Raw genomic sequence first — 25,532 nt, forward strand, 5'->3', positions numbered from 1 at the left:
CAGGCTACCCGCCGTGACCGCCCCGGCCGCGGAGCACGCGGGCACGGCACGGCAGGTGACACACCATCGGTCGATCGGACGGCCGGCGGGCCGACCACCCGATCGAACCGGGGCCGGGCGTTCGAGCGGGGCCGGCGGAGGGTCAGCTCTCCAGCCAGTTGTGCTGGCGGGCCAGCACCAGCAGCGCCCGGCGGGCGGCCAGGATCTGACCGCCGGTCATCGACGGCGCCGCCTCCAGCAGCGCCTCGGTCAGCTCCTGCTGGTACTCGGCGATGGAGAGCACGTCGCACAGCCCGTCGTTGGGCTCGTCCCGGATGGTCCACGGCGGCACGATCGGGGCCGGGACGCGCTGCGCGCCGACGCCCTCGCGCGGCGGACCGTCCAGCAGCCGCACGCGGGAGGCCTTCATGCCCCGGTCGCCGTGCTCCGCCTCGAAGGTCACCGCCAGGCCGGCCCGGAACTGGTGCTTCTCGCCCAGCAGGTCGTTGGCGTGCATGAACAGGTCCTCGCCGCCGCCGTCCGGCGCGATGAAGCCGTACCCGCGAACCTCGTCGAACCGCAGAATGTGCCCAGTGGACGCCACAGTTACCCCAATTGCCTCTGGTGGAACCACACCTCGTCAGCCGTCGGCGCGCGAACCGGCACCGACGCGCGGCTACTGTACCGTGGCGCGTGCCGTCGGGGCAGGCGATCGGCGGGGGCCCGTGCCGGGCGGCGCAGCCCCTGCGGCGGCCGCTGGACGGCGACTTGGCGGCACACCGGCGCGACCGGAGCGACCGGCGCACGGGGGCGCGGCCCGGACCGGCCGCGCCCCGCCATCGTCCGCCGGCTCAGCCGACGGTGACCAGCACCTTGCCGACGTGCCGGTTGGCGTCCAGGTGGGCGTGCGCCTCGACGATCCGCTCCAGCGGGAAGGTGCGGTCCACGGCCGGCTTCAGCCAGCCGTCCCGCAGGCCGGCCAGCACGAACTCCACGCCCTTGGCGTGCCGCACCGGGTGGGCGGTGATCTCGAAGACCACGTAGCCGCGCAGCGCGATGCCCCGGCCGACCGCGGCGCGCGGGAACGGGGTGGGCTGGCCGCTCAGGCTGCCGTAGACGAAGAGCGTGCCGCCGCGCGCGGTCAGCAGCGCCAGCTCGTTGATGCCCGGGCCGGCCACCGGGTCGAAGACCACGGTCGCGCCCTTGCCGTCGGTCAGCCGCAGCACCTCGGTCACCAGGTCCTGCTCGTCGGTGGCCACCACGGCCGCCGCGCCGGCCTGCTCCAGGGCCGCCTTCTTCGCGGCGGTCCGGGTGGTGGCGATCGGCACCGCGCCCAGCTGGTTGGCGATCTGGATCGCCGCCAGGCCGACGCTGCTGGAGGCGGCCGGGATCAGCACGGTGTCGCCCTTGCCGAGGCCGGCGATGTCCACCAGGGCGCCGTAGGCGGTCAGGTAGGCCATCCAGACGGCGGCGCCGGTCTCGAAGTCCACCTCCTCGTCCAGCTTGACCAGCGCCGCGGCGGGCACCACGGCCTGCTCGGCGTAGACGGTGTAGTCGTTCATCGAGAAGGTCGGCAGGATCGACACCCGGTCGCCGACCGCGAACCCGGTCACCCCGTCGCCCAGCTCCTCGACCACCCCGGCCGCCTCGTAACCCAGGCTGGACGGCAGCTCCTTGGCCTGCTCGATGTACCGGCCGAGGCGGAAGTTGGCCTCCGCACGGTTCAGCCCGATCACCGCGATCCGCACCCGCACCTCACCGGACCCCGGCAGGCCCGGCTCCGCCTCCTCCAGCCGCAGCACCTCGGGCCCGCCCAACTCGTGGAACCGAACGACGCGCATCTACCGCTCCTCCAGATCTGACCATCAGACGACTGCGCGGGTATTCAACGCGGCCAAGGTGAACAGTCGTCACCGGAGTGCGTGGTTCCGAAGGATGTTGACTGTGCGCCAGGTGTGCCCGCTCCGCGCCGGACCGTCGCCCGGTCGGTGCTATGGCCTCGGCGCTCCGAATGTTATGTCACGGACCGTTGATAGGGCGATACGTAGCGTGAGACCGTCCTGGCACGCCTCCACGATTCGCATCGAGGCGCACTCCACGACCCCCACAGAGGGAGTGACGATGCGTCAGCCGTTCCGCCTGCCCAGAACCCTGGCCCTGCTGGCCGCCGCGAGCACAGCCCTGGGCGGCTTCGCCGCCGCACCCGCCCTCGCCGCCCCCACGGCGAAGGCGGGGCAGGTCGTCCACGCACCCGCGCCCGGTCGCCCCAGCGGTCTCGCGCCCACCGGAACCGCGTTCGGCGCCGGCACCGGCGCCGCGACCCAGGCTGGCCGGCTCGCCCCCGGCCAACTCCCGCCAAGCGCACCGCAGTCCGCCGCCCCCAAAGCCCCCTCGTCCAAGCCCGCCAAGGTCGCCGCCACCTCCTGCACCCCGGCCGACTTCAGTAGCCGGACCGGAGCGGCGCTGGTGAGCTACCTCGAAGGCTCCACCACCGACTGCATCAGCTCGCTCTTCGGCCTCACCGGCGCCACCGCCGACGGGGTGTTCAAGGAGAGCCAGATGACCGCCGTCGCCAACGGCCTGCGCGGCAGCGCCGGTTCCTACACCGGCGACAACTCCACCGGCATCTTCCAGCTGGGCTACTTCCTCCAGGCCGGCTACTACGTGCAGTACTACGACTCCGCCGACGTGCCCGCCTACTCCGCCGCGCTGACCAGCGCCGTGCAGGCCGCCCTGGACAGCTTCACGGCCAGTCCGCACCTCCTGGACGTCAGCGACGCCAACGGCATGGTCGCCGGGCAGGAGATGATCCTCAGCGACAGCGCCAACCTGCAGGCGCACTACCTGGCCACCTACCAGCGGGTGCTGAACGCGTACACCAGCTCCTGGGACGCCTCCTGGTACATGGTGAACTTCGCCAACAGCGTCTACACGCCGATCTTCCGCGGCCACCAGAACGCCGACTACGTCGCCGCGGTGACCGCCGACCCGAGCATCATCAACACGCTCGACACCTTCGCGCTGAACCACACCGCCCTGCTCAGCGGCAGCAACTGGTTCCTGGACTCCAACGCCGGTCTGGAGACCTCGCGCTACATCGAGCACCCGGCGCTGCTGCCCACCGTCAAGCCGCTCGCCAAGGGCCTGATGAACGCCTCGCAGATCACCGACCCGACCGCCCCGCTCTGGGTCGGCGTGGCCGAGATGGTCACCTACTACGACAACGCCGACTGCGCCTACTTCGGCACCTGCAACCTCGCCGCACAACTCAAGGCCGCGGCCCTGCCGATCAGTTACAGCTGCGATGCCGCGCACAGCATCCTGGCGCAGAGCATGGCCTCCGCCGACCTCGCCGCGGTCTGCGCCAGCCTCCAGGGCCAGGACCCCTACGTCCACAGCCTGGTCAAGGACAACGGCCCGATCCCCGGCCAGTACGAGAACACCCTGCAGATGGTGGTCTTCGCCTCCCCGCGCGACTACCAGACCTACGCCGGCGGGATCTACGGCATCAACACCAACAACGGCGGCATGACGCTGATCGGCACCCCGACCGACCCCGGCAACCAGCCGATCTCCATCACCTACCAGAACGGCAACGACGGCTTCACGGCCGGCGTGTGGAACCTCAACCACGAGTACACCCACGCGCTGGACGGCCGCCTGGACATGAAGGGCGACTTCACCGCGCAGACCTCGGTGCCCGATGTCTGGTGGATCGAGGGCGTCGCGGAGTACGTCTCCTACAGCTACCGCAACCTCACCGACACCGGAGCGGTGAACGTCGCGCCGCTGCACACCTACGCGCTCAGCACGCTCTTCCAGAACACGTACAACAACAGCGACACCACCCGCACCTACCCCTGGGGTTACCTCGCCGTCCGGTACATGGTCGAGAAGCACCCGGATGTGATCGCCAGCATGCTGGGCCACTTCCGGACCGGTGACTACACCGGCGGCTACGCGGTCTACCACTCCATCGGCACCGCCTACGACGCCGACTTCACCACCTGGCTGGACGCCTGCGCGGCCGGAGCCTGCGTGGTGGGCGGCGCCCCGACCGCCGCCTTCGCCGCCACACCCGCCAACCTGGCGGTGCAGTTCACCGACCAGTCCACCCAGACGGGCAGCGGCCACATCACCGGCTGGTCCTGGAACTTCGGCGACGGCGCCACCGCCACCACTCAGAACCCCTCGCACACCTACGCCACGGCGGGCAGCTACACCGTCGGCCTCACCGTGACCGACAGCAACGGCAAGACGGCCACCGCCACCCGGTCCGTCACCGTCAGCGCGGGCTCCACCACCGTGACCGCCTGCACCGCCGCCGACACCCGCGCGATGGACCGCAACTGCTACCGCGCCAACCAGTCCGAGACGGTCCAGAACACCGACTACTTCTACCTCTACCTGCCGGCCGGCAGCACCACCCTGAACATCACCAGCACCGGCGGAACCGGCACCGCCTACCTCTACTACAACCCCGACACCTGGGCCCTGCCCACCGCCTACACCGCGGCGTCGACCAACAACGGCACCACGCAGAGCCTGACCGTCACCAACTCCACGGCGGGCTACCGGTACATCAGCCTCTATGCCGTGACCGATTTCAGCGGCGTCACGCTCACCACGCAGTACTGAGCCCCCGTCACCCGCCGAGCCGCCCGGAGCCGCCAGGGCTCCGGGCAGTTCCGGCCCACCGCACACGGCCGGTGCTCCGCTCGATAGCCTCGCCGCATGGGGTGGTTCGAGGAACTGAACGAGCTGGAGCGACGAGCAGCGGCCGAGGGCCGGACGCGGCGCCAGGCGACGAGCGCGCTGGACCTGCCGAAGCAGACCGTCCACGGCTGGTTCAACCAGCACATCGCCCCCGAGTTCGACAGCGTCTGGAAGCTGATCGCCTACTACCTCGGGCCCGAGTCCGCCGCCCCCGGGACGCAGAAGTACTGGGCGGACCTGCACGAGACCGCCCGCGGCTCCCGGCGGAGAGCCGCACCGGCGGACGGCGGCTGGCCGGACCTGGTCCGCGCGCACCCGCTGTGGGAGTGCGTCCCCGACCCCGCCGCACTGCGCGAACCGGCCGCCCGGCTGGCGGGGGAGTGGGGCATCGGGTGGTCCGCCACCACCGGCGACCCGTGGCACGACCCGGCCCTGCCCGGTCGCTGGCTGGACCGGGTCGCCACCCTCGCCCTGTGGGCCGGGCTGAGTGAACTCTCCGCGGCCGAAGCCTCGTTGCTGACCCTGCTGCCACTGCTCCAGCTGGCCCACCAGGCCCGCGCGGGCGCGGTGCTCGGCCCACTGGTCCACCCGGACAGCCTGGCCGCCGACGCCCCGGCCGGGCCCGAGCGAAACTCCTTCCGCGGCTACCTGCTCGGACACCCCTGGCTGGTCCGGCGCGCCGAGGCGCGCGACCTGCCCGGCCGCCGGCCCGCCGCCCACGAGATCGGGCAGTGGCTGCTGCGCCGCTGGACCCTGGAGAAGCGCCCGGTGGATCCGGAGCTCGTCGCGGGCCTGTCCGAGCCGGCCGAGCCCGCGCTGCGGGTGCTCCTCGGCCGGGGCCGGGCCACCGCCCTCCTGCGGGTCCTGCGCTTCGGCCCGGCCCGGCTCGCCGAGGACGACGCGGGCGGGCTCGCCTCCGGCGAGCACCTCGACCTCCCGGGCCTGTACCAGGACCAGTCCGTCCGCCTGCGACTGCTCGGGCTGCTGCTCGCCTGCACCCGCCCGCTCGCGCTGGACGCCGCCGACCTGCCGGCCGTCCTGGTCGAGCACCTCGGAATCCCCGATGCCGTGGACCTCGCCCAGGTGCGCACCAGGCTGGAGCAGGCCCGGTGGTACCGGGAGGGGCCGGCGGGCGCGCCGCGCGACTGCGTCCTGGAGGCCGTCTGCGACCACCCCGCCACCCTGCTGGCGCTGCGGGAGCACACCGAGGCCGTCGACCACACCCTGCGCGCCGTGCACCGGGCCGCCGCCCGGCACGACTCCCTCGCGCCGCTGCGCCGGCTGCCCACCGCGGCGCTGGGGCGGCTGGACCCGGCCGCCGCCTTCAGCACCCGCACCGCCCGCTTCACCGTCGACGAACGCCGGCTGCGCGAACTGCTGATGGGCGACCAGCTGTACGGCGACCCGGCGCTCGCCCTGCGCGAGCTGTACCAGAACGCGCTCGACGCCTGCCGCTACCGCCGGGCCCGACTGGAGTACCGGTTCCGCGGCCCGGACCTGGCCGTCCCGCCCGACCTCTACCGCGGCGAGATCAGCTTCCTCCAGGACGTCGACGAGGACGGCCGCGCGTACGTCGAGTGCCGCGACAACGGCGTCGGCATGGGGGAGGAGGAGATCACCGGCGTCTTCTCCCAGGCCGGCGTCAGCTTCACCGGCACCGAGGAGTTCGCGGAGGAACGGGCCGAGTGGGAGCAGCACGGCATCCGGCTCTTCCCCAACAGCCGGTTCGGCATCGGGGTGCTCAGCTACTTCATGCTCGCCGACGAGATCCGCGTGACCACCTGCCGGACGCACCGCCGGCCCGACCGCGAACTCGGCCCCGTGCTGCGCGCCACCATCGCCGGACCCGGCCACCTCTTCCGGATCGAGTACCCCGAGGAGCCCGCGACCCCGCACACCGCGGTCCGCCTCTACCTGCGCGAGGGCGTGCTGACCCGGTCCTGCGTCGACGTGCTGCAGGACCTGGTCGCCGTCTCGGAGTTCGTCCTCACCGCCGAGGACCGGACCGAGGACCGGCCCCGGCGGCACGAGTGGACCCCGTGGGAGTACACCCGGGCGGCGCCGGAGCGGCGCTGGGACGACCGGCCGCAGGCTGCCCCGGTCCACGCCGCGCGGCAGCCGGACGGCCAGGTGATCTGGTCGGCCGGGGCGGACGAGATCCTGGTGGACGGCATCAGGACCGAACGCCCGCCGAAGCGCGCCGGCCTCGGAATCTCCGAGCCCGTCCTGGGCGCGGTGGTGAACCTGTTCGGACCACAGCAGGTCGCGCTCTCGGTGGACCGGAAACGGATCATGGAGGATGTCTCCGCCCGCGTCACGGACCTCCTCCGGCGCGGTGTCGGCGAGTTGGTCGGCTCCACCTCCGGCGTGTTCAGCCTGGACTGGGTCGCCCGCCTGCGGCCCGAGATCGCCGATCTGGTGACCAGGGAGGCGGTCGACCAGCGGAGGACGGAGCGGGTCGGCCGCCGCGTGCTCGACCTCGGGGCGACCGGGATCTTCGGCCCCGACCAGTCGCTGGCCGGCGTCGACCGCGGCGGGTCCGCGTACCGGGCCGCGGCAGGGACCCAGCTCAACGAGTCGAGCCACCCGGTTCTCGGCCTTCCCGACCAGATCTTCCTCTGGCGGTTGCTCGCGCTGGGCATGCTCGACGAGTACCCCCAGCTGGCGAGCGCCGTCGACCCGCGGACGGTGGGCCCGGTCGCACCGGCGTTCCCGTCGGACGTCACCCTGCTGGCGGGCAAGGAGGGGTGGCTGTCCGAGGCCGACTTCCGGGGCCCGTGGCGGATCCTGAGCGCTGCCAGGGACGTGGGGTGGCCGCTGCACCGCACGGCCCGTCGACTGGCCGAGCTGGGTCTGCTCACGGGGCGGTCGACGGTGCTCGCCGAGCCCCGGGAGCTCGACGGCACCGACCTGGAAATGCTGAACGCACGGGTATGGAGCGGAAGCAGGGAGCCCTGGTGCTGTGACGTGGCAGGCCTGCTGACGCTCGCCCGGAGGTTCCAGCGCGGGCTGCACGAGCTCGCCGACCGCCTCACCTGGCTCGGCTACCGAGTGGAGCTCCCCGAGTCCGCGCCGGACGAACCGGACCGACTCGACCTTCTGATCCTCAGTAGCGATCTGAGCGGCGACTACCTGTGGCTTCCGGCGGATCGACCGGTCGCGCTGGGCCACCTGGTGGCGGTGAGCGAGCGGACCGGACTGGCCTTCGAGGAGATCGCGAACCGGCTGGCCCGGTACGGGTACGCGTGCCCGTCCCTCTCCTTGCCGGGCGGGCGGACGGCTGCCGAGGAGGGCGACACCGTGCTGTTCAGCGCGGCCTCGGACCGGTTGGTGGTGTGGCTCGACCCGGCGGAACCGGTCCACCCGGTCCACGTCGTGCTGGCTGCCGACCACCTCGGCGTCGAGACGTCCGAGGTGGTCGAGCGGATGGCGGCGTACGGGTTCAGGACCAGGGACCTCCACCGGGTGCGATCCGCCGAGCCGATCGACCCGGGCGTGGTCGCCACCGGCAGGGACGGTGGTCCCCCGTGGCTCGACCTGCGCCGACCGGTCTCCGGGCGCCATGTCGTGGCGGCCTCCTACAGCGCGGACCTGCCGATCGGCGAAGTCGTCGGCGAGCTCGAGCGGTTCGGCTACCGCCTGCCCCGGCGACTGCGTGAGCTCAGCGAGGGCGACGAAGCGCTCCTGCTCGAGCTGCACCACCACGAGGAGGAGGAGGCGACCCCGTACGAGGACAGCACCGACATCGCCGCCTTCCAGCACGTGGTCCGCCGGTTCGGCCTGTCGCCCGAGACGGTGCTCGAACGGCTGGCCGGGCTCGGCGTCACGGTGCTCCACGGCAAGGCCCTGACCCGCGACGCCCCCCACGTCGACCTCAACCTGCTCAGCCGGAACCTGGACCAGAAGGCACCCTGGTACCACCCTGGCGACCGAGTGCCCTACGCCCGGGTGGTCCTCTGCGCCCTGACGCTCGACCTGCCGGTCGAGCAGGTTGCCGCCCGGATGCGCGGCTACGGACTCGACGCCCGCGTCCCGGGTGATGACCACCCGGACCGCTCCGACCTGGTGCTGATCAGCGCGAACCTCGACGGGCGTGAGCCCTGGCTGCCGGTCGACACGCGGTACGGGCTCGGCCGGCTGGCCACCGCGGCGCGGGCGCTGAACCGGCCGCTGGCCGGGACCGCCGCCCGGCTGCGGCGGCTCGGCTTCGAGGTCGGGGACCCGGCGGCGATGGTCGACGCGGCCTTGGCCCGGGTGCCCTGGCAGCGCGAGGAGCCTTCGTGACACCCCGTCATGCGCGGGTGCCGGCCAGGGCCGTGCGCAGCCAGGCGGTCTGCGTGGCGAGGAGCCGGGCCGCGCGGTCCACCCCGTCGGGGAGGAAGGGGAGGACCAGGTAGGCGGGGACGGTGGCGACGGCGATCACCAGCAGCGGGACGAGCGCGAGGGCGAGCAGGAGGACCCGCTGGGAGGCGGCGAGTTGGTTGAGGAACGGCAGCACGTGGCTACTCCTTCGACGGTCGGTCCGGTCGGTGCGGAGCCAGCGTGCGACGGCTGCCGGGTGAGCAGGGGCGATCTCGTACTCAGGACTGTCCGAGTCGGTCCTTCGGCACCAGCGTGTTCTCGTTGCGCCGTCCCGCCGCGAAGTCCTCGATGTTGCGGGCGGTGGCGTCGATGATCTGGCCGACGGCGGTGTGGGTGAAGTAGGCCTGGTGGCTGGTGACCAGGACCTGGGGGAAGGTCACCAGGCGGGCGAGGGTGTCGTCGGTGATGCCCTGGATGGAGCGGTCGGTGAAGAAGACGCCGGTCTCCTCCTCGTAGACGTCGAGGCCGACGCCGGAGAGGCGGCCGGCGCGCAGGGCCTCGACCAGGGCGGCGCTGTCGATCAGGCCGCCGCGGCTGGAGTTGACCAGGATGGCGTCCTCCTTCATGCGGGCCAGGGCGGCGCTGTCGATGAGGTGGTGGGTGGCGGGCAGCAGCGGGACGTGCAGGCTGACCAGGTCGGCGCGGGAGAGGAGTTCGGGCAGTTCGGTGTAGGCCATGCCGAGTTCCAGGCAGGCGGGGTTGCGGGCGATGTCCCAGCCGAGCAGGTGGGTGCCGAAGCCGGCGGCGATCCGGGCGAAGCACTCGCCGATCTTGCCGGTGCCGATGACGCCGACGGTCATGCCGTGGATGTCGCGGCCGAGCAGGCCGTCGAGGCGGAAGTCGAACTCGCGTGAGCGGCTCGCGGCGCGGGTGAGGCGGCGGTTGACGGCCAGGGCGAGGGTCCAGGCGTGTTCGGCCACGGCGTAGGGGCTGTAGTAGGAGACCCGGGCGATGGTGAGGCCGAGGTCGGCGGCCGCATTGAGGTCGATGTTGTTGAAGCCGGTGGAGCGCTGGGCGATCAGCTTGGTGCCGCCGGCCGCCAGCAGGGCCAGGGTCTCGGCGTCCAGCACCGCGTTGACGCTGCTGGAGACCACCGGGAACCCGGCGGCCAGCGGTGCGGTGTCCCGGTTGAGGAAGACGGACAGGCTGCGCAGCGCGTGGCGCCCGGCGAAGGCGCGCTCCAGCAGGGGGCTCTCGTCGGTCTGCACGCCGAAGGCGATGATCTCCATGCCCGCACGGTAGCCGGAGCCCGCCCGGATCGCCCGGCACGGCTCGCTGACGGCTGCTCACCGGCCTGGACTGCCTGCTGGCCCGGCCGGTGGCACCTGACGCGGCGTCAGATCTGTACGACCACCTTGCCCCGGGCGTGCCCCGAGGCCACCTCGGTGACCGCCTCACCCGCCCGCTCCAGCGGCAGCACCAGCGAGAGGTGCGGCCGCAGTTCGCCCTTCTCGGCGAGCGCGCCGAGCGCGGCGAGGTCCCCGGCGTCGGGCCGGAAGTAGAGCTCGGTCAGCGCGATGCCCAGCGCCCCTGCGCGCTCCGCCAGTTCGGTGCGGTCCACGCCGGTGCCGCGGACATCGACCAGCCGGCCGCCGGGCCGCAGCAGCGCCAGCGAGCGCAGCGCGTTCTCGCCGCTGAACGGGTCGAGGACGACGTCGAACGGCCCGAGCGCGCCGAAGACGTCCGTGCCGCGGTAGTCGACGGCCTCGTCCGCGCCCAGTTCGCCCAGCAGCGCCTGGTTGGCGGGGCCCGCCGTCGCGGTGACGCGGGCGCCGCGCGCCTTGGCGATCTGCACCGCGAAGTGCCCGACGCCGCCCGCCCCGGCGTGCACCAGCACCCGCTCGCCCGCCGCCAGTTGCGCCGCGCCGACCAAGGCCTGCCAGGCCGTCAGGCCGGCGACCGGCAGGGCGGCCGCGGTGAGGTCGTCCAGCCCGTCGGGCGTGCGGGCCAGCGCCGCCTCCGGGACGGTGACGTACTCGGCGAAGGAGCCCTGCGGCGGCAGCACCACCCCGAACACCCGGTCGCCGGGCCGGAACCGGTCGGCGCCCGGGCCGACCGCGGCCACCGCGCCGGCCAGGTCCAGCCCCAGCCCGAGCGGCGGCTCGCCGAGGCGGCGCACCTCACCGGCCCGGATCCTCCAGTCGGCCGGGTTCACCCCCGCCGCGGCCACCCGCACCAGCACCTCGCCGGGCCCGGCCTGCGGGACCGGAAGCTCGGCCAGTTCGACGACCTCGGGGCCGCCGAAGGAACGGATCAGAACAGTGCGCATGACGCCCTCCCGGCAATCGGATCAACGCGTCCATCCTGTTCGTCCGCGGTACCTGTTGTGAAGAAGGAACCTGTTTGATATTCAGGTACCTCATGGATACCGCCACGCGCCGCGCCCTCGCCGACGAGTTCGCCGCCTACCGCCGCGACTGCCCCTCCCGCACGGTCGTCGAGGTCCTCGCCAACAAGTGGTCGCTCTACGTGCTCGCCGCGCTCGGCCGCTCGGACCGCCCGCTGCGGTTCAACGAACTGCGCCGGATCCTGGACGGCATCACCCAGAAGATGCTCACCCAGACCCTGCGCGCGCTGGAGCGCGACGGCCTGGTCGCCCGCGCGGTCTACCCGACCGTCCCGCCCCGGGTCCAGTACTCGCTCACCGAGGAGGGCCGCGCGGCCGGGCAGTTGACCACCGCGATCGCCGACTGGGCGGTCGACCACGCGCACGCCATCCACGCCGCCCGGGCGCGGTTCGACGCCCGCGCGGCGCAGCCGCCGGTCCCCCTGCCCGAGTGACGGCCGCAGGGCTCCGGCCGGCAGCAGCTTGACCAGCGAGGCCCCCGCCATCACCAGCGTGGTCGCGGCGACCACGGTGGCCAGCGCCTGGAACCCGGACTCCGGCCGGACCAGGCTCTTCACCGAGAGCACCGACGCGCCGCCCGCGCCCAGCGCCCCGGCCGGTGGCAATCCTCCGTACACGCGATCCCCTCGTCAGGATGGTTCAGGTGGCGCGCCACTGCTCCTCGCCGCGCCGCAGCATGTCCCACAGCGCCCGCAGGTAGACGGCGTGCTGGAACCCGTCGTAGGCCAGCTCCACGGCGAGGGTGCCCGCCAGCAGCTGCGACCGCCGGCCGGCGCCGCGCGCGGTGACCACCTTCTCCGCGACGAAGACGAGCCCGACGGCCAGCCAGAACCGGGAGAACCGCGGTCGTCCCCGGGCCAGCATCCAGCCGGTGAAGACCAGGTAGAGCGCCAGGAAGAGGACGGACAGCCCCATGAACACCTGCCGGCGGATGTACGGCGCGGTGACCGGCGTCCAGCCGTAGTCGCGCAGGTTCTCCAGCGCGCCGCGCTGCCAGCGCAACCGCTGGTGCCAGAGCGCGGGCAGACTGGTCATCACCTCGGTGACCACGCCGCAGCCCGGCGGGGAGACGGTGCGGTAGCCCAGGGTCCGCACCGCCTTGGTGATCTCGTCGTCCTCGGTGAGCGAGGCCAGCGAGTAGTAGGAGTCGCCGCCGCCGATCAGCCCGTCCAGCCGGGCCTGCCGGACCTCGCGCAGGGTGCCCGCGCGGAACAGCGTCGCCGTGCCGGTCAGCACGTCGGCGCGGTAGTCCCGGCGGGCGATCTCCCGGGCATAGCGGTGGTACTCGATCCGCTGGAGCAGGCCGAGCAGGCCGCCGCCCGGCTCGCCGTAGAAGATGCCGCCGACCGCGCCGACCGTCTCGTCCATCGCGGCGACGGCGCTGGCCAGGAAGCCCGGCCAGAGCGTGGTGTCGGCGTCCTGGACCAGCACCAGGTCGTCCGGGGCCAGCTCGGCCAGCAGCGGGCCGAGCGCCTGGTTGAGCGCGCCGGCCTTGCGGTGCCGGTTGTCCCGGGACTCGACCACGCCGGCGCCGGCCGCCCGGGCGGTCTCGGCGGTCCGGTCGGTGCAGTTGTCGGCCACCACCACGATCCGGTCCGGCGGCCGCAGCTGGTGCTGCAGGGCGGCGATCGCGGCGGCGATCCGGTCGGCCTCGTCGTGCGCGGGGATCAGCGCGACGACCCGGCCGGCCGGGCTGCCGGCGCGGTGCTGGGGGCGGGGGACGGCACGGGGCCGGCGCATCCGGGTGGCTCCTCCTCGTTGCTGGGGGCGGCCGGGCAGGAGGCCCGCTCGGCCGCCCGGGGGGTCAGGCGCCGGGCAGGATGTCGAAGGCGTCCGGAGTCCCGGCGAAGGGCGGCTCGCCCAGCTGGATGGTGACCACGGCCTGTCCGGTCGGCGCGGAGGCCTCGACCTCCAGAGCCGGGTAGATCGACACCCAGGGGTCGGTGCCGTTCCCGCGGGAGAGCAGGTCCAGCTGCACGGCCGAGCAGGTCAGGGTCCGGTTGTCGGCCGACCGCACGCCGTCGGCGTGCGCCTCGTGCTGCTCGTCCGTGGAGCGGGTGAAGGCCACCCGGTCCTCGGAGAAGAGCAGCCCCTCCGTCGCGGTGAAGACGACCCGGACGGTGCCGATGGTGCGGCTGCCGGTGTTGCGGATGACGAACGCCGGGTAGATCCAGCGCTCCTGGCCCGCCGTCACGGGCGGCTTCGGCGGCACCGCCTTGATGTTCGCGCGCAGCGTGCTGTCGGCGACCTGGCCGGAGAGCGGGACCGGCGCATGCCGGCCGATGCGCGCCGAACCGTTGCCGTGGTTGCCGGGCCGGGCGTCCGCACGGGCCTGCACCGGGATCGTGTAGACCAGCGAACCGGTGTCGGCGCCGTTGGTGTTGAGGTGCGGGTTGGCGGTGATCAGCAGGGTCCGCCCGGCGTCCTGGATCTCGTGGTCGAGCGCGCCGTGGAGCACGCCGTGGACGGTGTCGTAGTAGGCGTAGGCCGGCTGCTCGATGAAGAGGAATCCGTCCGGGGCGGCGTAGTGCTGGGCGATCACCCCGGGGTTGACCGGCTGGCCGGTGGCGCAGGTGAACTTGACGGTGATGACGTTCTGCTGGCCCGGTGCGGCGAGCGGCACGGTGTCCTGGACGATGGTCAGCGCCGTCTCGTCCTCGACCGGTTCCGGGACCACGACCGTGACGGGCAGCAGCAGCGCGCTGTCCTTGAGGTCGATCTCACCGCTGTACTGGATCTCCAGTGTGGCGACGTAGTGGCCGGGCGGCGTCTCGGCGGTGGTGGCGACCCGGAACACGCCGTCCAGGGACCCCTGAAGGGGAAGCAGCCGCTGGCCCGCGAAGCTGCGGCTGAGCCGCTGCCCGTCGCTGCCCGGCCCACCGACCAGACCGTCCGGCAGGGTCAGCACCACGGTGACGTACTGCCCGTCCACCGGGTTGGGCCCGCGGTTCCTGATCCGGGCGCCGAGGTCGAACTGCTGTCCGCGTTGGACGGCGGAGGGGTGGACGCTCTCGCCGTACAGGTCGGCGGCGGGCTGCGCGGGCGGGGCCATGTCGGCCACCGCGCTCACGCCGCGCACCCGGTGGTTGTAGCTGTCGGCGACGTAGAGGTCGCCGACCGCGTCCAGCGCGACCCCGGTGGGGTAGTAGAGGGAGGTGCTGATGGCGGGTCCGCCGTCGGAGCCGTAGCCCGAGGCGCCGTTGCCGGCCACGGTGGTGATGATGCCCTTGGTGTCCACCTTGCGGATCCGCTGGTTGCTCCAGTCCGCGATGTACAGGTTCCCGGCCGGGTCGACCGTCACGCCGGTGGGGTTGTAGAGGGAGGTGGCGGTGGCGGGTCCGCCGTCCGAGCCGAAGCCGGCGATGCCGTTGCCGGCCACGGTGGTGATGATGCCCCTGGTGTCGACCCTGCGGATCCGCTGGTTGCTCCAGTCCGCGATGTACAGGTTCCCGGCCGTGTCCAGCGCGATGCCGGACGGGTAGGAGATGCTGGTGGCGGTGGCGGGTCCGCCGTCCGAGCCGAAGCCGCCGTTGCCGTTGCCGGCGACGGTGGTGATGATCCCCGCGGGGTCCACCTTGCGGATCCGGTTGCCGTACCACTCGCTGAAGTACACGCTGCCGTCGGCGGCCACCAGCACGCCGTACGGGTAGTTGATCGGGGTGGCGGTGGCGGGTCCGCCGTCGGAGCCGTAGCCGGCGGTGCCGTTGCCGGCCACGGTGGTGATGATGCCCTTGGCGTCGACCTTGCGGATCCGCTGGTTGTAGTAGTCGGCGATGTAGAGGTTGCCCGCGCCGTCGACAGCCACGTCGTTCGGGCCGTAGAGGGTGGTGGCGGTGGCGGGTCCGCCGTCGGAGCCGTAGCCCGCCGTGCCGGTGCCGGCGACCGTGGTGATGATCCCGCCGGGGGTCACCTTGCGGACCCGCTGGTTGTTGTAGTCGGCGATGTAGAGGTTGCCCGCGCCGTCGACGGCCACGCCCTGGGGGCGGTTGAGGGTGGTGGCGGTGGCCGGTCCGCCGTCGGAGCCGTAGCCCGGGCTGCCGTTGCCCGCGACCGTGACGATGGTGCCCTCGGTCAGTCCGTCCGGCTGGGGGCCTCGTCCGGTGCTCGAATCGTCTGCCATCTGTGCTTCTCCCGTCCTCGGGCACGGCACACCGGGCGCGGTGTGCCGCACCGGGTGGGATGGAGTGGGTCCGGAGTACTCCGCAGCCTAACCAGCGGACGCGGCGGACGTTCCAGCCCTTTTCCGGACAGGAGGACGGCTGTCCGGATCGCCGCTCCGGCCCGCGACGGCAGGCGCGCACGGGGTGGACGGGCACCGGTGGGGACCGGTGGAACCGGAGGCCGGCGGGGAACTCGCCAGCACCGTCCGATAGTTGAGACAGCGTCAGGAGAGCGGCTGGCCGGAACCCGGCGTTCCGGCGTATGCCGGGTGCATGCGCCAGGGGCGCAGACGCCGCTGCCCCGCCGCGGGTGCGCGGCGGGGCAGCGGATCCGGGCGGGGTCAGATGACCGTCTCGGCCTCGGAGTAGCGGTCGGCGGGCACCGTCTTCAGGTCGGCGACCGCCTCGGCCAGCGGCACCAGGTTGATCTGGGTGCCCTGCAGCGCGGTGATGTGCCCGAAGGCGCCCTTGTGGGCGGCCTCCACGGCGTGCCAGCCGAACCGGGTGGCCAGCACCCGGTCGTAGGCGGTCGGGGTGCCGCCGCGCTGGGTGTGGCCGAGGATCACCGGGCGGGCCTCCTTGCCGAGGCGGTGCTCCAGCTCGCCGGAGAGCGTGGTGGCGATCCCGGCGAACCGCTCGTGGCCGTAGATGTCCTTGGTGCCCTCCTCCCAGCGCATGGTGCCGGGCTCGGGCTTGGCGCCCTCGGCGCAGACCACGATGGCGAACTTCTTGCCGCGCTCGAACCGCTCGCGGACCACCTCGGTGAGCTTGTCGATGTGGAACGGGCGCTCCGGCACGACGATGGCGTGCGCACCGGCGGCCATGCCCGCGTTGAGCGCGATCCAGCCGGTGTGCCGGCCCATCACCTCGACCACCATCACGCGCTGGTGCGACTCGGCGGTGGTCTTCAGCCGGTCCAGCGCCTCGGTGGCCACCGAGACGGCGGTGTCGAAGCCGAAGGTGACGTCGGTGCAGGCGATGTCGTTGTCGATGGTCTTCGGCACGCCGACCACCGGCAGGCCGGCGTCGCTCATCAGCTTCGCGGCCTTCAGGGTGCCCTCGCCGCCGATCGGGATCACCGCGTCGATGCCGAGGTCCGCGCAGTACTGCTTGGCGCGCTCCACCCCGTCGCGCAGGTGGCTGGGCTGGACCCGGGAGGACCCGAGGATCGTGCCGCCCTGGGCCAGGATGCCGCTGACCGAGTCCAGGGTCAGCGGGCGGTGGACGCCCTCCAGCAGGCCTCTCCAGCCGTCCTGGAAACCGATGATCTCGTCGCCGTGGTCGACCACCCCCCGGTGGACCACGGAGCGGATGACAGCGTTCAGACCGGGGCAGTCGCCGCCGCTGGTCAGCACACCAATTCGCATTGTTCTTGCAACTCCCCTGGGGGCACCGCCCCAGCCGCGGCTGGGGGAATAACCGGAAGGCCGGACTACCACCTTGGAAGGGCGGGGTCAGAATCGGACATATCACGCCGAAGCTGATCATAGCGGCCCCCACCTCCGGCCGGGCGGGAGCAGGCGCGGGGGCGGCGTCGTCGGCGCGCCCGCGCGTTGGTGCTGCCGGTTGCCGAGGAGGGTTGCATCCGACGGTGCTTATTGTCGTACTTTCGCGAACCGGACGTTCCCGGCGCCGGATGCTGGACATCCGGCGGCCGGAGAACGTTCACTTCGCCCGGGGACGGGGGTCGCCCGGTTCACACGTCCCCGACCACTGGTCGGGCGCGGATCAGGCCGGCTGGCTCGCCGCCGCGATCCGCTCCGCGCGCAGCGCGTCGTACCAGGTGGTGTCGGCCGGCGGCAGCGCGTTGACGTCCAGCGCCAGCTTGATCAGCAGGTCGGCCACCGCGGGGTTGCGGGCCATCACCGGGCCGTGCAGGTAGGTGCCGAAGACGGTGTCCCGCCAGGCGCCCTCGGTGCCGTGCCCGTCGCCGTTGCCGCCGCCCGCCGTCACCTGCGCCAGCGGCGAGACGCCCTGGCCCAGGTGGGTGACGCCTTGGTGGTTCTCGAAGCCGGTCAGGGCCGGCAGGCCCAGGCGCTGGTCCGGCTCGGCCAGCACGTCGCCGACGCTGCGGGCGCCCTCGCCCCGGGTGGACCAGACGTCCAGCAGGCCCAGGCCCGGCTCGCGCTGGCCCAGGTCGTTGATGAACTCGTGGCCGAGGATCTGGTAGCCCGCGCAGACCGAGAAGACGATCGCGCCGTTGTCCACGGCCCGCGGCAGCCCGGCGTCCGCGCGCAGCCGCTCGGCCGCCAGCCGCTGCGGCCGGTCCTCGCCGCCGCCGATCAGGTAGATGTCGCCGCTGGTCGGGATCGGCTGGTCGGAGCGGACGTCGATGCGCTGCACGTTCAGCCCGCGCTGGCGGGCCCGGCGCTCGACCACCAGGGCGTTGCCCCGGTCGCCGTAGGTGCTGAGCAGGTCCGGATAGACCCAGACCAGCCGCAGGCTGCTGTCGCTCATCCGAGAAGGCCTCCCATAGTGCTGCTGCTGTGGCTGGGCCGGCTGCTGGGGGGCGGCCGCCGGGGCCTGCGGCGGCTGCTGCTGGTAGCCGGGGTGCTGCGGGGGCGCCGCCGGGTAGCCGGGCGGCGGGCCGGCGGGCTGCTGCCCGTAGCCGGGCTGCGGGCCTGCGGGCTGCTGCTGCCCGTACCCGGGCTGCGCCGGGTGGCCGGGCTGCGGCGCGGGCTGGCCCGGCTGGCCGTAGGGCTGGGCCGGGTAGCCCTGCGGCGGCTGCTGCGGGGCGCCGTAGCCGGGCTGCTGCTGACCGCCGTATCCGGGAGGCGTGCTCATCCGGCCGCCACCGCCTTCCGCAGTTGCTGGAACGCCGTGTAGTTGGCGATGGCCTCGATCCGGCCGGCCGGGGCCAGCCGCACCGCGTCGGCCACCGAGTCGACCACCTGGAACTGCAGGCCGGCCACCTCCAGCCGGACCGCCAGGTCCAGCTTGCGCTGGCCCATCACGAAGATCGGGTGGCCGTGCAGCCGCTCGTAGTCCACGTCCCAGAGCCAGGAGGTGTCGGTGCCGTCGGCGTCCAGCGCGTTCACCGAGAGGATCACCGGCGCCGGCGGGGGGTCGATCAGGGAGAAGGTCTCCAGCCAGCCGGCCGGGTTCTTGGCCAGCAGCAGCCGCACGTCGCGGCCCTGGAAGCCGACCACGTCGTAGCGGCCGGCCACCGCGGTCACCGAGCGCATCCGCTCCAGCGCCGTCTGCGGCGGCACGCCGAAGACCGCGGCCACCGCGGCCGAGCTGGTCGCGTTGGCCAGGTTGGCCCGGCCCGGCAGCTGCAGCTGGATCGGCCAGGCGGAGCCGTTCGGGTCGATCACGTGCTGCCCCTGCAGCGCCCAGTGCGGCTGCGGGCGGCGGAAGCCGCACTCCTGGCAGAACCAGTCGTCGCCCGGACGCTGCATCACACCGCCGCAGGACGGGCAGGACCAGGCGTCCTCCTTCCAGGCCTGCCCGGCGGCCACCCAGACCACCCGGCGGCAGGAGGAGGCGGCCCAGGTCACCAGCGGGTCGTCGGCGTTGGCGATGATCACCGCCTCGGTGTGCTGCAGCCCCTCGCGCCACTTCTCGGCCAGCATCCGGGTCTCGGCGGCCCGGTCCAGCTGGTCGCGGGAGAGGTTGAGCAGCGCTATGGCCTTGGGGGCGGTGTCCCGGGCCACGCCGGCCAGGTACTTCTCGTCCACCTCGATCACGCCGAACCGGGCGTCCGAGCCGCCGGCCAGCGCCGAGGTGATGCCGGCCGGCATGTTGGCGCCCAGCGCGTTGGAGACCACCGGGCCGGCGGCGCCCAGCGCCTCGGCGATCAGCCGGGTGGTGGTGGTCTTGCCGTTGGTCGCCGAGACCAGCACCACGTCCAGGTGCTCGGCCAGCCGGGCCAGCAGGTCGGGGTCGAGCTTGAGGGCGACCTTGCCGCCGATCACCGAGCCGCTGCCGCGGCCGACCGAACGGGAGGCGGCCGCGGCCATCCGCCCCGCGGTGACGGCGAGCTTGGAGCGGGCGGGCAGTGAGGAGTCGCGCGCGCCGGTGGCTGCGGCCTCCGATCCGGTGCCTGGCATGCTCAGGGGTTCCTCCTCTGACTGACGACCCCCCGTCGGTGGCGGCCAGTCCTGACCGGGTGCCGACGGACGGCTTGGGACGGAGCCAGCCTAACGGCTCATCGGGACGGCGCCGAGCCATGGCCCCCGGTCAGCGGCACTCCGGCCCGGCAAGCCGCGGGCGGCCCGGGCCTGACGGCGGCTCGAAACGGCCGGTGGCCGCCCCCGTCGGGGCGGCCACCGGGATCGGACCCGCGGCTCAGGGCCGTCCGGGCAGGGTGGTCCACGGGCTGGGCAGCTGCTCGGCCGCCCCGGACAGGTGCGCGGTGATCACCAGGGTGCCCTCGTCCACCTGGTAGTCCAGCGGGATGTCCAGCCGCTGCATGGCGCCGATCAGCGCGGTGTTCGCGGCCTGGGTGACGGCGTAGACGGTGGCCACCCCGGCCTCGGCGGCCAGCGCCGCCATCCGGCGCAGGAGGTCCAGGCCGAGGCCGTGCCGCTGCCAGGCGTCCTCGACCAGCACGGCCAGCTCGGCGCTGTCGTCGTCCCAGAGCAGGTGGGCCAGCGCGACCAGCTCGCCGTCCCGGGTCTCCACGGCCAGGGTCTGGCCGTGCCGCGGGTCCAGCAGGTGGTCCACATAGCGCTGGGCGTCCGCCACCGGGCCGTGGTAGCGCCGGCGCAGCGTCTCGGTGGAGCAGCGCCGGTGCATCGCCAGGGCCGCCGTGCGGTCGCCGGGGTCGGCCCGGCGGACCGTCAGCTCGTCGCGCTCCGGCACCCGCAGCCGGGCCGCCACCTTGGGCACCCGCGGCCCGAGCACCGCGTCCAGCTCGACCAGCGCCTTGGCCCGGGCGAACTCGGTCGGGGTGAAGGGCAGGTGCGGGCGGGACAGCTCGATCTGCCCGCCGCCGGGCGCGGCCAGCCGCATCAGGTGGCCGTCCAGGCTGGGCACGGCCGGCTGCTCGCCGCGCCGTCCCGGAAACTGGCGCACGGTGAGCCGGCCGAACAGCTGGCGCAGCGCCACCGGCAGCTCGGCGGCGTCCAGCGCGGTGCGGGTGGCCAGGCCGAGCACGTGGGCGGGCACGTCCACCAGGTCGTGCGCGTCGGCCGGGTCGGTCCAGATCTCCCGGGCGCCGGCCGCGGCCACCGCCTCGGTCAGCGCGGCCCGGAGGAGCGTGGCGGGGGCGCGCAGCAGGAACTCGTCCACGGTGGCGTCGGGCAGCGGGTGGGTCTGCAGCGAGATGATGCTGGCCCGCACCTCGGCCAGCGCCGTGCAGATCGCGGCCAGGCTGCCGGGCGAGTCCGAGACGGTGCAGCGCACCCGCCAGAGCCTGGTCTCCACCGGGGCCTGGTCGGCCGTCGGCGGTGGCGGTGCGGCCGGCAGCGGGGGCGGTGCCCCGTGCGGGTGCCGGTGTGCCCACCAGGCCTGGAACCCCGCGGCGGCCATCAGCGCCACCGCGGAGGCGACCAGCAGCACCGGGCCGTCGTGGCCGTGCACGACCACGTTGGCGACCAGGTCGGCGGTGGCCACGGCGGTGAAGACGGCGGCCAGCTCCACGGTGGCGTGCCGCCAGCGGTCCCGGCGGGCCCGCCGGCGCTCGGCGCGCGACGGGGCAGGGGTACGGGTGGTGACGGAGGATTCACTCATGCCACCACAATGACTCACCGGTGTTTCACGATCACGAATCCGCCATGACCGCCCGGTAAATGTCTTCCGGGGACGATCAGTCCCGGAATGACTACTGCCGGGTAGTCAGGTCGGCCGCCGCGGCCCGGACTTCGGCCAGCAGCACGGCCAGGTCGGCCTCGGTGGTGGCCGGGTTGAGCAGGCAGGCGCGCACGGCCTCGCGGCCGGCCAGCACGGTGCCCGTCACGAAGGCCTCACCGCGCCGCTGCACGGCGAGCGGCAGCCGCTGGTTGAGCAGGTTGAGCTCCGGCTCGGCCAGCCCGGCCGGGCGGGCCCGGAAGGCGACGATCGAGGTGTCCACCGGCGCCATCAGCTCCAGCTCCGGATCGGCCGCCACCAGCTCGCCGAGCCGGCGGGCCAGCCGGGTGCAGTGCGCGATGTCGGCGGCGATGCCGTCCCGGCCGCGGTGCGCGATGGTGGCCCAGACCTTCAGCGAGCGGAACGGGCGGGTCTGCTCGGTGCCGTACTCGGAGAACCAGCCGAGCCCGCCGGCCTCCTCGTCGCGCAGGTAGGAGGGGACCAGGCTGAAGGTGGCGCGCAGCTGCTCGGGGTCGCGGACCAGGGCGCAGCCGCAGTCCACCGGCACGCCCAGCCACTTGTGCGGGTCCAGGGCGAGCGAGTCGGCGCGGTCCAGGCCGGCGTAGCGGTGCGCGATCTCCGGGTCCAGCACGCCGAAGGCGCCGTAGGCGCCGTCGACGTGCAGCCACAGGCCCTCCTGCTCGCAGAGGTCGGCGATCGGCTCGAAGGCGTCCACCGCGCCGGTGTTCACGGTGCCCGCCGAGGCGGCGACCAGGAACGGCAGCCGGCCGGCCGCTCGGTCGGCGGCGATCTCGGCGCGCAGCGCGACCGGGTCGAGCCGGCCCTCGGCGTCCCCGGGCACGGTCCGCAGCTGCCGGCTGCCCAGGCCCAGCAGCTCGGCGGCCTTGCGCACGCAGGAGTGGGTCTCGCCGGTGACGTAGCCGACCAGCGGCGGCATCCCGGCCAGGCCGTCGGCCCGGACGTCCCAGCCGGCCCGCTCGGCGGCCCGGGAGCGGGCGGCGGCCAGGCAGACGATGGTGGCCATCGAGGTGCCGGAGGTGAGCAGTCCGGCGCCGGGGGCGTGCGGGAAGCCGACCAGCTCGGCGATCCAGCGCACTACGGCGCGCTCCAGGTGCACGTCGGCGTGGTCGCCGCCGGCCGAGCTGGGGTTCATCGCGCTGGCCGCCAGGGTGGCCAGCACCCCGGCGGGGGCCGGCGCGGAGTTCACCCAGCCGAAGAACCGCGGGTGCCCGTTGCCCATCGGCGCGGGCATGATCCGCTCGCCGACCTCGGCCAGCAGCTCCGCCAGCCCGCGCCCGGCCCGCGGCAGCGGCGCGTCCAGCAGTGCGGCCCGCTCGGCCGGGTCCATCGGCTGCCAGACCTTGCCGGCGGGCAGCGCCGCCAGGTAGTCGGCGACCAGGTCGGCGGTGGCGTGCGCGGCACTGCGGAAGCTCGCATCGGAGGGGGCAGACATACCCGCGATCGTACGAGGTCAGTCCAGCGAGCCCGAGAGGTGGGCCGAGGAGCGGCAGTCCCGGGCGATCTCCTCGTTGGTGATCTTGCCGCAGAGCCGGCCGGCCGCGCCCGGGTCGGTGTAGTTGACCGTGTAGTAGCTGACGATGCCGTCCGTGCAGGCCTTGCGCTGCCAGCCGTCGGCCGCCGTGGCGCACTGCTGGCCCACCCAGTCCTCGCGGTCCAGGTTGTACTTCATCAGCCGCGAGCCGACGCCCCGGCTGCAGTCGTTCGCCCCACCGCCGGCCTGCGCGTTCAGGCACCACTTCAGCGCCTGGGCGTAGATCTCCGGGTGGTTCGGGTAGTCGTGCGAGGAGAGGTAGAAGGTCGGCGCGTAGAAGTAGCAGGCGGACTGGAAGAGCGCCGGCTGCTCCGGGCACGGGTAGAGCGGCTCGGCCGCCAGCTTGTCGGCCGGCACCAGCGCCTTGGCCTTCTCGTCCTCCTCGTCCGGCCCGAAGAGCTGCATGAACAGGCCCTCCGAGCAGGTGATGATCCGGCTCTGGCTGCCGAACCGGCTGCACAGGTCGCGGGCCTTGGCCACGTCCTGGTCGGAGACGAACATCGTGCCGTGCCCCACCCCGTGCACGCAGGGGCCGCTCATCTGCGGCTGGCAGAGCTTCAGCAGGTCGTTGCCCGGGTCGCTGGAGGCGACCAGCATCTCCTCCACCGCGCCGTGCAGGTAGCCGGCCGCGCAGGTGTCGTGCGGGAAGGAGAGCACCTTCTGGAAGTCGTGGTCGTAGCGCTTGACCGCGGCGTGGCCGAGCTCGTGCGCGATCGGGTGGCAGAACCGCACGGTGTACGGCTTCTCCTTGGTGATCTTGTCCAGATCGGCCAGCGCCACCCCGGGGTCGGTCGCCGTCATCTCGGCCATCAGCTTGTTCCGTAGCGTGCTGCGGGTCCAGACCGCCGGATCGCCGGTGGGGGAGGCCGAGGCGGCGGCCGCGGCCGGGCGGCCGCGGGCGGGCGCGGCCGCCGGTCCGGCCACCGAGGCGGCCGGCGGGACCCACTGGGTCACGGCGACCGCGCCGAGCCCCAGGGCGCCGAGCAGGACAGCGGTCACGATCGCGAAGAGGCGCGGCTGCATGGCTGGTCGGCTCCCCTGCCGTTCGGTTGCGTACGGTTACCGTCTCATCCTGACCGGTTACCGCCCGCCACCGGACATCGAGTGGGCCATCCGGGGTGTGTCGCCGGTGTGGCACCATGCCTGGACCACCCGCCGCCGCGTCCCAGGAGTCCAGATGGCCGCCGACCTGACCTTCCGCCCCGCCACCGCCGCGGACGTTCCCGCCCTGGCGGAGCTGGTCGAGTCGGCGTACCGCGGCGAGGCCAGCCAGGTCGGCTGGACCACCGAGGCGCACCTGCTGGACGGCCAGCGCACCGACCCCGAGACGCTGGCCGCCACCCTGGCCGCGCCCGGCACGGTGGTGCTGCTGGCCGAGCTGGACGGCCTGCTGGTCGCCTGCTGCACGGTCGAGCAGCGCACCCCGGGCGCCTACTTCGGCATGTTCTCGGTCCGGCCCACCCTCCAGGGCGGCGGCCTGGGCAAGGCGGTGCTGGCCGAGGCCGAGCGCTACGTGCGGTCCGAGTGGGCCGCCACCGAGCTGGAGATGACGGTGATCGTCCAGCGCGAGGAGCTGATCGCCTGGTACGAGCGGCGGGGCTTCCGCCGCACCGGCGAGCTCTCGCCGTTCCCGTACGGCAACGAGCGGTTCGGCATGCCCAAGCGCCCCGACCTGGCCTTCGAGAAGCTGGTCAAGGCGCTCTGATCCGCTAGGCCTGCTGCGGGACCGGCACCCCGGCGGGGGTGAACGGGCGCCCGTCCAGCGTCCAGTGCGGGTCCGGGGCGATCTCCAGCGCCGCATAGACGTGCGCCGCCACGTCGACGTGGCGCACCGGCGCCACCGGGGCGCCCGGCTCCAGGCCCGGCCCGCAGGCGGCCACCCAGGCGGTGCGCTCCAGCCCGCTGCGGCCGCCGTGGCCGCCTTGGTCGAGGTGGCCGTGGTCGGTCACCACGATCACCGTCCACTCCTCGTCGGCGTAGCCGGCCCGGGAGCGCAGCGCCGCCAGCAGCCGGCCGAGCCGGTCGTCGGCGGCCTCGATCGCGGCCCGGTACTCGGCGCCGCAGCCCAGGAAGTGCGCGGTCTCGTCCACCGCGCCCAGGTAGACGAAGCTCGCCTGCGGGTCGTCGTCGCCGGTGAGCACGGCGACCGCCTCGGCGGTGACCCGCTCGTCGCAGACCTCCCAGGCCTGCGGGGTGTCCTCCAGCGGGCCGATGTAGGCGAGCCGGCCGGGGGCGGCGAAGAGCGGGCCGCCCTGCCGGGCCAGGAAGAGCGGCTCCCAGCCGCCGGCCGCGAAGGTGCGGCGGCGGTGGGCCGTGGCCAGCCGGGTGGTGAAGTCCGGGAACACGTCCAGCCGGTTGCCGCCCAGGTGGTTGCCGTAGACCCCGTGCTTGGCCACGGTGACGCCGGTGGCGATGGTGGCCCAGCACGGGCCCGACATGGTGGGCGTGGCCTCGTCCACCTCGACCGGGGCGAGGAAGCCGGCCGCCGCCACCGCGTCCAGGTGCGGGGTGCGCAGCCCGGGGAGCAGGTCGAGCCGGACGCCGTCGATGCCGACCACCAGGACGCGGCGCGGGCCGGCGGGCCAGAGGCTGGAGGAGGACACGGGGACTCCGATCGGTGGTGCGGGCAGTTCAGCTGACGATCTGCCCGCACCCTAACCGT

18 protein-coding genes are annotated in these 25,532 nt (G+C 73.7%); 4 read left to right on the forward strand and 14 right to left on the reverse strand.

All coding sequences use genetic code 11. From position 1 onward, the window contains the following. Window positions 1-142: 142 nt before the first annotated feature. Window positions 143-583: a cold-shock protein gene (locus ACFYNO_RS13810; protein ID WP_388010496.1), complete on the reverse strand. Its 441-nt coding sequence runs from the start codon at window positions 581-583 to the stop codon at window positions 143-145. 247 nt (window positions 584-830) lie between these two features. Next, window positions 831-1,820 carry a zinc-dependent alcohol dehydrogenase family protein gene (locus ACFYNO_RS13815; protein WP_388010499.1) on the reverse strand — a complete coding sequence of 330 codons (990 nt, stop codon included), beginning with the start codon at window positions 1,818-1,820 and terminating at the stop codon, window positions 831-833. A 280-nt stretch (window positions 1,821-2,100) separates the two neighbouring features. Between ACFYNO_RS13815 and ACFYNO_RS13820 the strand changes: the two genes are divergently transcribed. Together ACFYNO_RS13820 and ACFYNO_RS13825 are read left to right on the forward strand one after the other, a co-directional pair. Further along, window positions 2,101-4,617 (forward strand): collagenase, encoded by a 2,517-nt coding sequence (locus tag ACFYNO_RS13820; RefSeq protein WP_388010502.1) that lies wholly within the window; start codon window positions 2,101-2,103, stop codon window positions 4,615-4,617. A gap of 96 nt (window positions 4,618-4,713) precedes the next feature. After that, a complete protein-coding gene (locus ACFYNO_RS13825; RefSeq protein WP_388010505.1) occupies window positions 4,714-8,979 on the forward strand; it encodes a hypothetical protein in 4,266 nt (1,421 codons plus the stop codon). 7 nt (window positions 8,980-8,986) lie between these two features. Here ACFYNO_RS13825 and ACFYNO_RS13830 read toward each other — a convergent pair whose 3' ends face one another. The 3 genes from ACFYNO_RS13830 to ACFYNO_RS13840 form a co-directional block, all read right to left on the reverse strand. After that, entirely contained in the window at window positions 8,987-9,193 is a 207-nt protein-coding gene (locus ACFYNO_RS13830) for a dTMP kinase (protein WP_388010508.1), read from the reverse strand. 82 nt (window positions 9,194-9,275) lie between these two features. Beyond that, the gene (locus tag ACFYNO_RS13835) at window positions 9,276-10,286 is read right to left on the reverse strand and encodes a 2-hydroxyacid dehydrogenase (RefSeq protein WP_388010511.1); all 1,011 of its coding nucleotides are present in this window, start codon (window positions 10,284-10,286) and stop codon (window positions 9,276-9,278) included. Window positions 10,287-10,393: 107 nt separating this feature from the next. Then, entirely contained in the window at window positions 10,394-11,326 is a 933-nt protein-coding gene (locus ACFYNO_RS13840) for an NADP-dependent oxidoreductase (protein WP_388010514.1), read from the reverse strand. Between the two features lie 92 nt (window positions 11,327-11,418). On the opposite strand from ACFYNO_RS13840, the gene ACFYNO_RS13845 reads away from it, so the two are divergent. Then, entirely contained in the window at window positions 11,419-11,838 is a 420-nt protein-coding gene (locus ACFYNO_RS13845) for a winged helix-turn-helix transcriptional regulator (RefSeq protein ID WP_388010517.1), read from the forward strand. 205 nt (window positions 11,839-12,043) lie between these two features. Here the strand turns inward: ACFYNO_RS13845 and ACFYNO_RS13850 are convergent, their stop codons facing one another. From ACFYNO_RS13850 to ACFYNO_RS13885, 8 genes are all read right to left on the reverse strand, one after another. After that, window positions 12,044-13,144: a glycosyltransferase gene (locus ACFYNO_RS13850; RefSeq protein ID WP_388010520.1), complete on the reverse strand. Its 1,101-nt coding sequence runs from the start codon at window positions 13,142-13,144 to the stop codon at window positions 12,044-12,046. A 64-nt stretch (window positions 13,145-13,208) separates the two neighbouring features. After that, a complete protein-coding gene (locus ACFYNO_RS13855; protein WP_388010523.1) occupies window positions 13,209-15,524 on the reverse strand; it encodes an NHL repeat-containing protein in 2,316 nt (771 codons plus the stop codon). Between the two features lie 381 nt (window positions 15,525-15,905). Continuing rightward, window positions 15,906-16,931, reverse strand: a complete 1,026-nt coding sequence (locus tag ACFYNO_RS13860; RefSeq protein ID WP_388010526.1) for a 6-phosphofructokinase — start codon at window positions 16,929-16,931, stop codon at window positions 15,906-15,908. Between the two features lie 361 nt (window positions 16,932-17,292). Continuing rightward, entirely contained in the window at window positions 17,293-18,021 is a 729-nt protein-coding gene (locus ACFYNO_RS13865) for a type 1 glutamine amidotransferase (RefSeq protein ID WP_388010767.1), read from the reverse strand. 323 nt (window positions 18,022-18,344) lie between these two features. After that, complete coding sequence (locus ACFYNO_RS13870; protein ID WP_388010529.1) at window positions 18,345-19,616, reverse strand: MurT ligase domain-containing protein; 1,272 nt, start codon at window positions 19,614-19,616, stop codon at window positions 18,345-18,347. 238 nt (window positions 19,617-19,854) lie between these two features. After that, complete coding sequence (locus ACFYNO_RS13875; RefSeq protein WP_388010532.1) at window positions 19,855-21,240, reverse strand: GNAT family N-acetyltransferase; 1,386 nt, start codon at window positions 21,238-21,240, stop codon at window positions 19,855-19,857. A 91-nt stretch (window positions 21,241-21,331) separates the two neighbouring features. Then, window positions 21,332-22,771: a pyridoxal phosphate-dependent decarboxylase family protein gene (locus tag ACFYNO_RS13880; RefSeq protein ID WP_388010535.1), complete on the reverse strand. Its 1,440-nt coding sequence runs from the start codon at window positions 22,769-22,771 to the stop codon at window positions 21,332-21,334. A gap of 18 nt (window positions 22,772-22,789) precedes the next feature. Further along, the gene (locus ACFYNO_RS13885) at window positions 22,790-23,893 is read right to left on the reverse strand and encodes a hypothetical protein (RefSeq protein WP_388010538.1); all 1,104 of its coding nucleotides are present in this window, start codon (window positions 23,891-23,893) and stop codon (window positions 22,790-22,792) included. Window positions 23,894-24,047: 154 nt separating this feature from the next. Between ACFYNO_RS13885 and ACFYNO_RS13890 the strand changes: the two genes are divergently transcribed. Then, complete coding sequence (locus ACFYNO_RS13890; RefSeq protein WP_388010541.1) at window positions 24,048-24,575, forward strand: GNAT family N-acetyltransferase; 528 nt, start codon at window positions 24,048-24,050, stop codon at window positions 24,573-24,575. A gap of 4 nt (window positions 24,576-24,579) precedes the next feature. Here ACFYNO_RS13890 and ACFYNO_RS13895 read toward each other — a convergent pair whose 3' ends face one another. Beyond that, the gene (locus tag ACFYNO_RS13895; RefSeq protein WP_388010544.1) at window positions 24,580-25,473 is read right to left on the reverse strand and encodes an alkaline phosphatase family protein; all 894 of its coding nucleotides are present in this window, start codon (window positions 25,471-25,473) and stop codon (window positions 24,580-24,582) included. Between the last annotated feature and the right edge of the window lie 59 nt (window positions 25,474-25,532).

Source organism: Kitasatospora sp. NPDC006697, assembly GCF_042869935.1.
Taxonomy (GTDB): domain Bacteria; phylum Actinomycetota; class Actinomycetes; order Streptomycetales; family Streptomycetaceae; genus Kitasatospora.

What these genes read in the sequence shown, in the direction of transcription:
- ACFYNO_RS13815 (WP_388010499.1), bottom strand. Translation starts at nt 1,820, where the DNA reads ATGCGCGTCGTTCGGTTCCACGAGTTGGGCGGGCCCGAGGTGCTGCGG.
- ACFYNO_RS13820 (WP_388010502.1), top strand. Translation starts at nt 2,101, where the DNA reads ATGCGTCAGCCGTTCCGCCTGCCCAGAACCCTGGCCCTGCTGGCCGCC.
- ACFYNO_RS13825 (WP_388010505.1), top strand. Translation starts at nt 4,714, where the DNA reads ATGGGGTGGTTCGAGGAACTGAACGAGCTGGAGCGACGAGCAGCGGCC.
- ACFYNO_RS13835 (WP_388010511.1), bottom strand. Translation starts at nt 10,286, where the DNA reads ATGGAGATCATCGCCTTCGGCGTGCAGACCGACGAGAGCCCCCTGCTG.
- ACFYNO_RS13840 (WP_388010514.1), bottom strand. Translation starts at nt 11,326, where the DNA reads ATGCGCACTGTTCTGATCCGTTCCTTCGGCGGCCCCGAGGTCGTCGAA.
- ACFYNO_RS13845 (WP_388010517.1), top strand. Translation starts at nt 11,419, where the DNA reads ATGGATACCGCCACGCGCCGCGCCCTCGCCGACGAGTTCGCCGCCTAC.
- ACFYNO_RS13850 (WP_388010520.1), bottom strand. Translation starts at nt 13,144, where the DNA reads ATGCGCCGGCCCCGTGCCGTCCCCCGCCCCCAGCACCGCGCCGGCAGC.
- ACFYNO_RS13855 (WP_388010523.1), bottom strand. Translation starts at nt 15,524, where the DNA reads ATGGCAGACGATTCGAGCACCGGACGAGGCCCCCAGCCGGACGGACTG.
- ACFYNO_RS13860 (WP_388010526.1), bottom strand. Translation starts at nt 16,931, where the DNA reads ATGCGAATTGGTGTGCTGACCAGCGGCGGCGACTGCCCCGGTCTGAAC.
- ACFYNO_RS13865 (WP_388010767.1), bottom strand. Translation starts at nt 18,021, where the DNA reads ATGAGCGACAGCAGCCTGCGGCTGGTCTGGGTCTATCCGGACCTGCTC.
- ACFYNO_RS13870 (WP_388010529.1), bottom strand. Translation starts at nt 19,616, where the DNA reads ATGCCAGGCACCGGATCGGAGGCCGCAGCCACCGGCGCGCGCGACTCC.
- ACFYNO_RS13875 (WP_388010532.1), bottom strand. Translation starts at nt 21,240, where the DNA reads ATGAGTGAATCCTCCGTCACCACCCGTACCCCTGCCCCGTCGCGCGCC.
- ACFYNO_RS13880 (WP_388010535.1), bottom strand. Translation starts at nt 22,771, where the DNA reads ATGTCTGCCCCCTCCGATGCGAGCTTCCGCAGTGCCGCGCACGCCACC.
- ACFYNO_RS13885 (WP_388010538.1), bottom strand. Translation starts at nt 23,893, where the DNA reads ATGCAGCCGCGCCTCTTCGCGATCGTGACCGCTGTCCTGCTCGGCGCC.
- ACFYNO_RS13890 (WP_388010541.1), top strand. Translation starts at nt 24,048, where the DNA reads ATGGCCGCCGACCTGACCTTCCGCCCCGCCACCGCCGCGGACGTTCCC.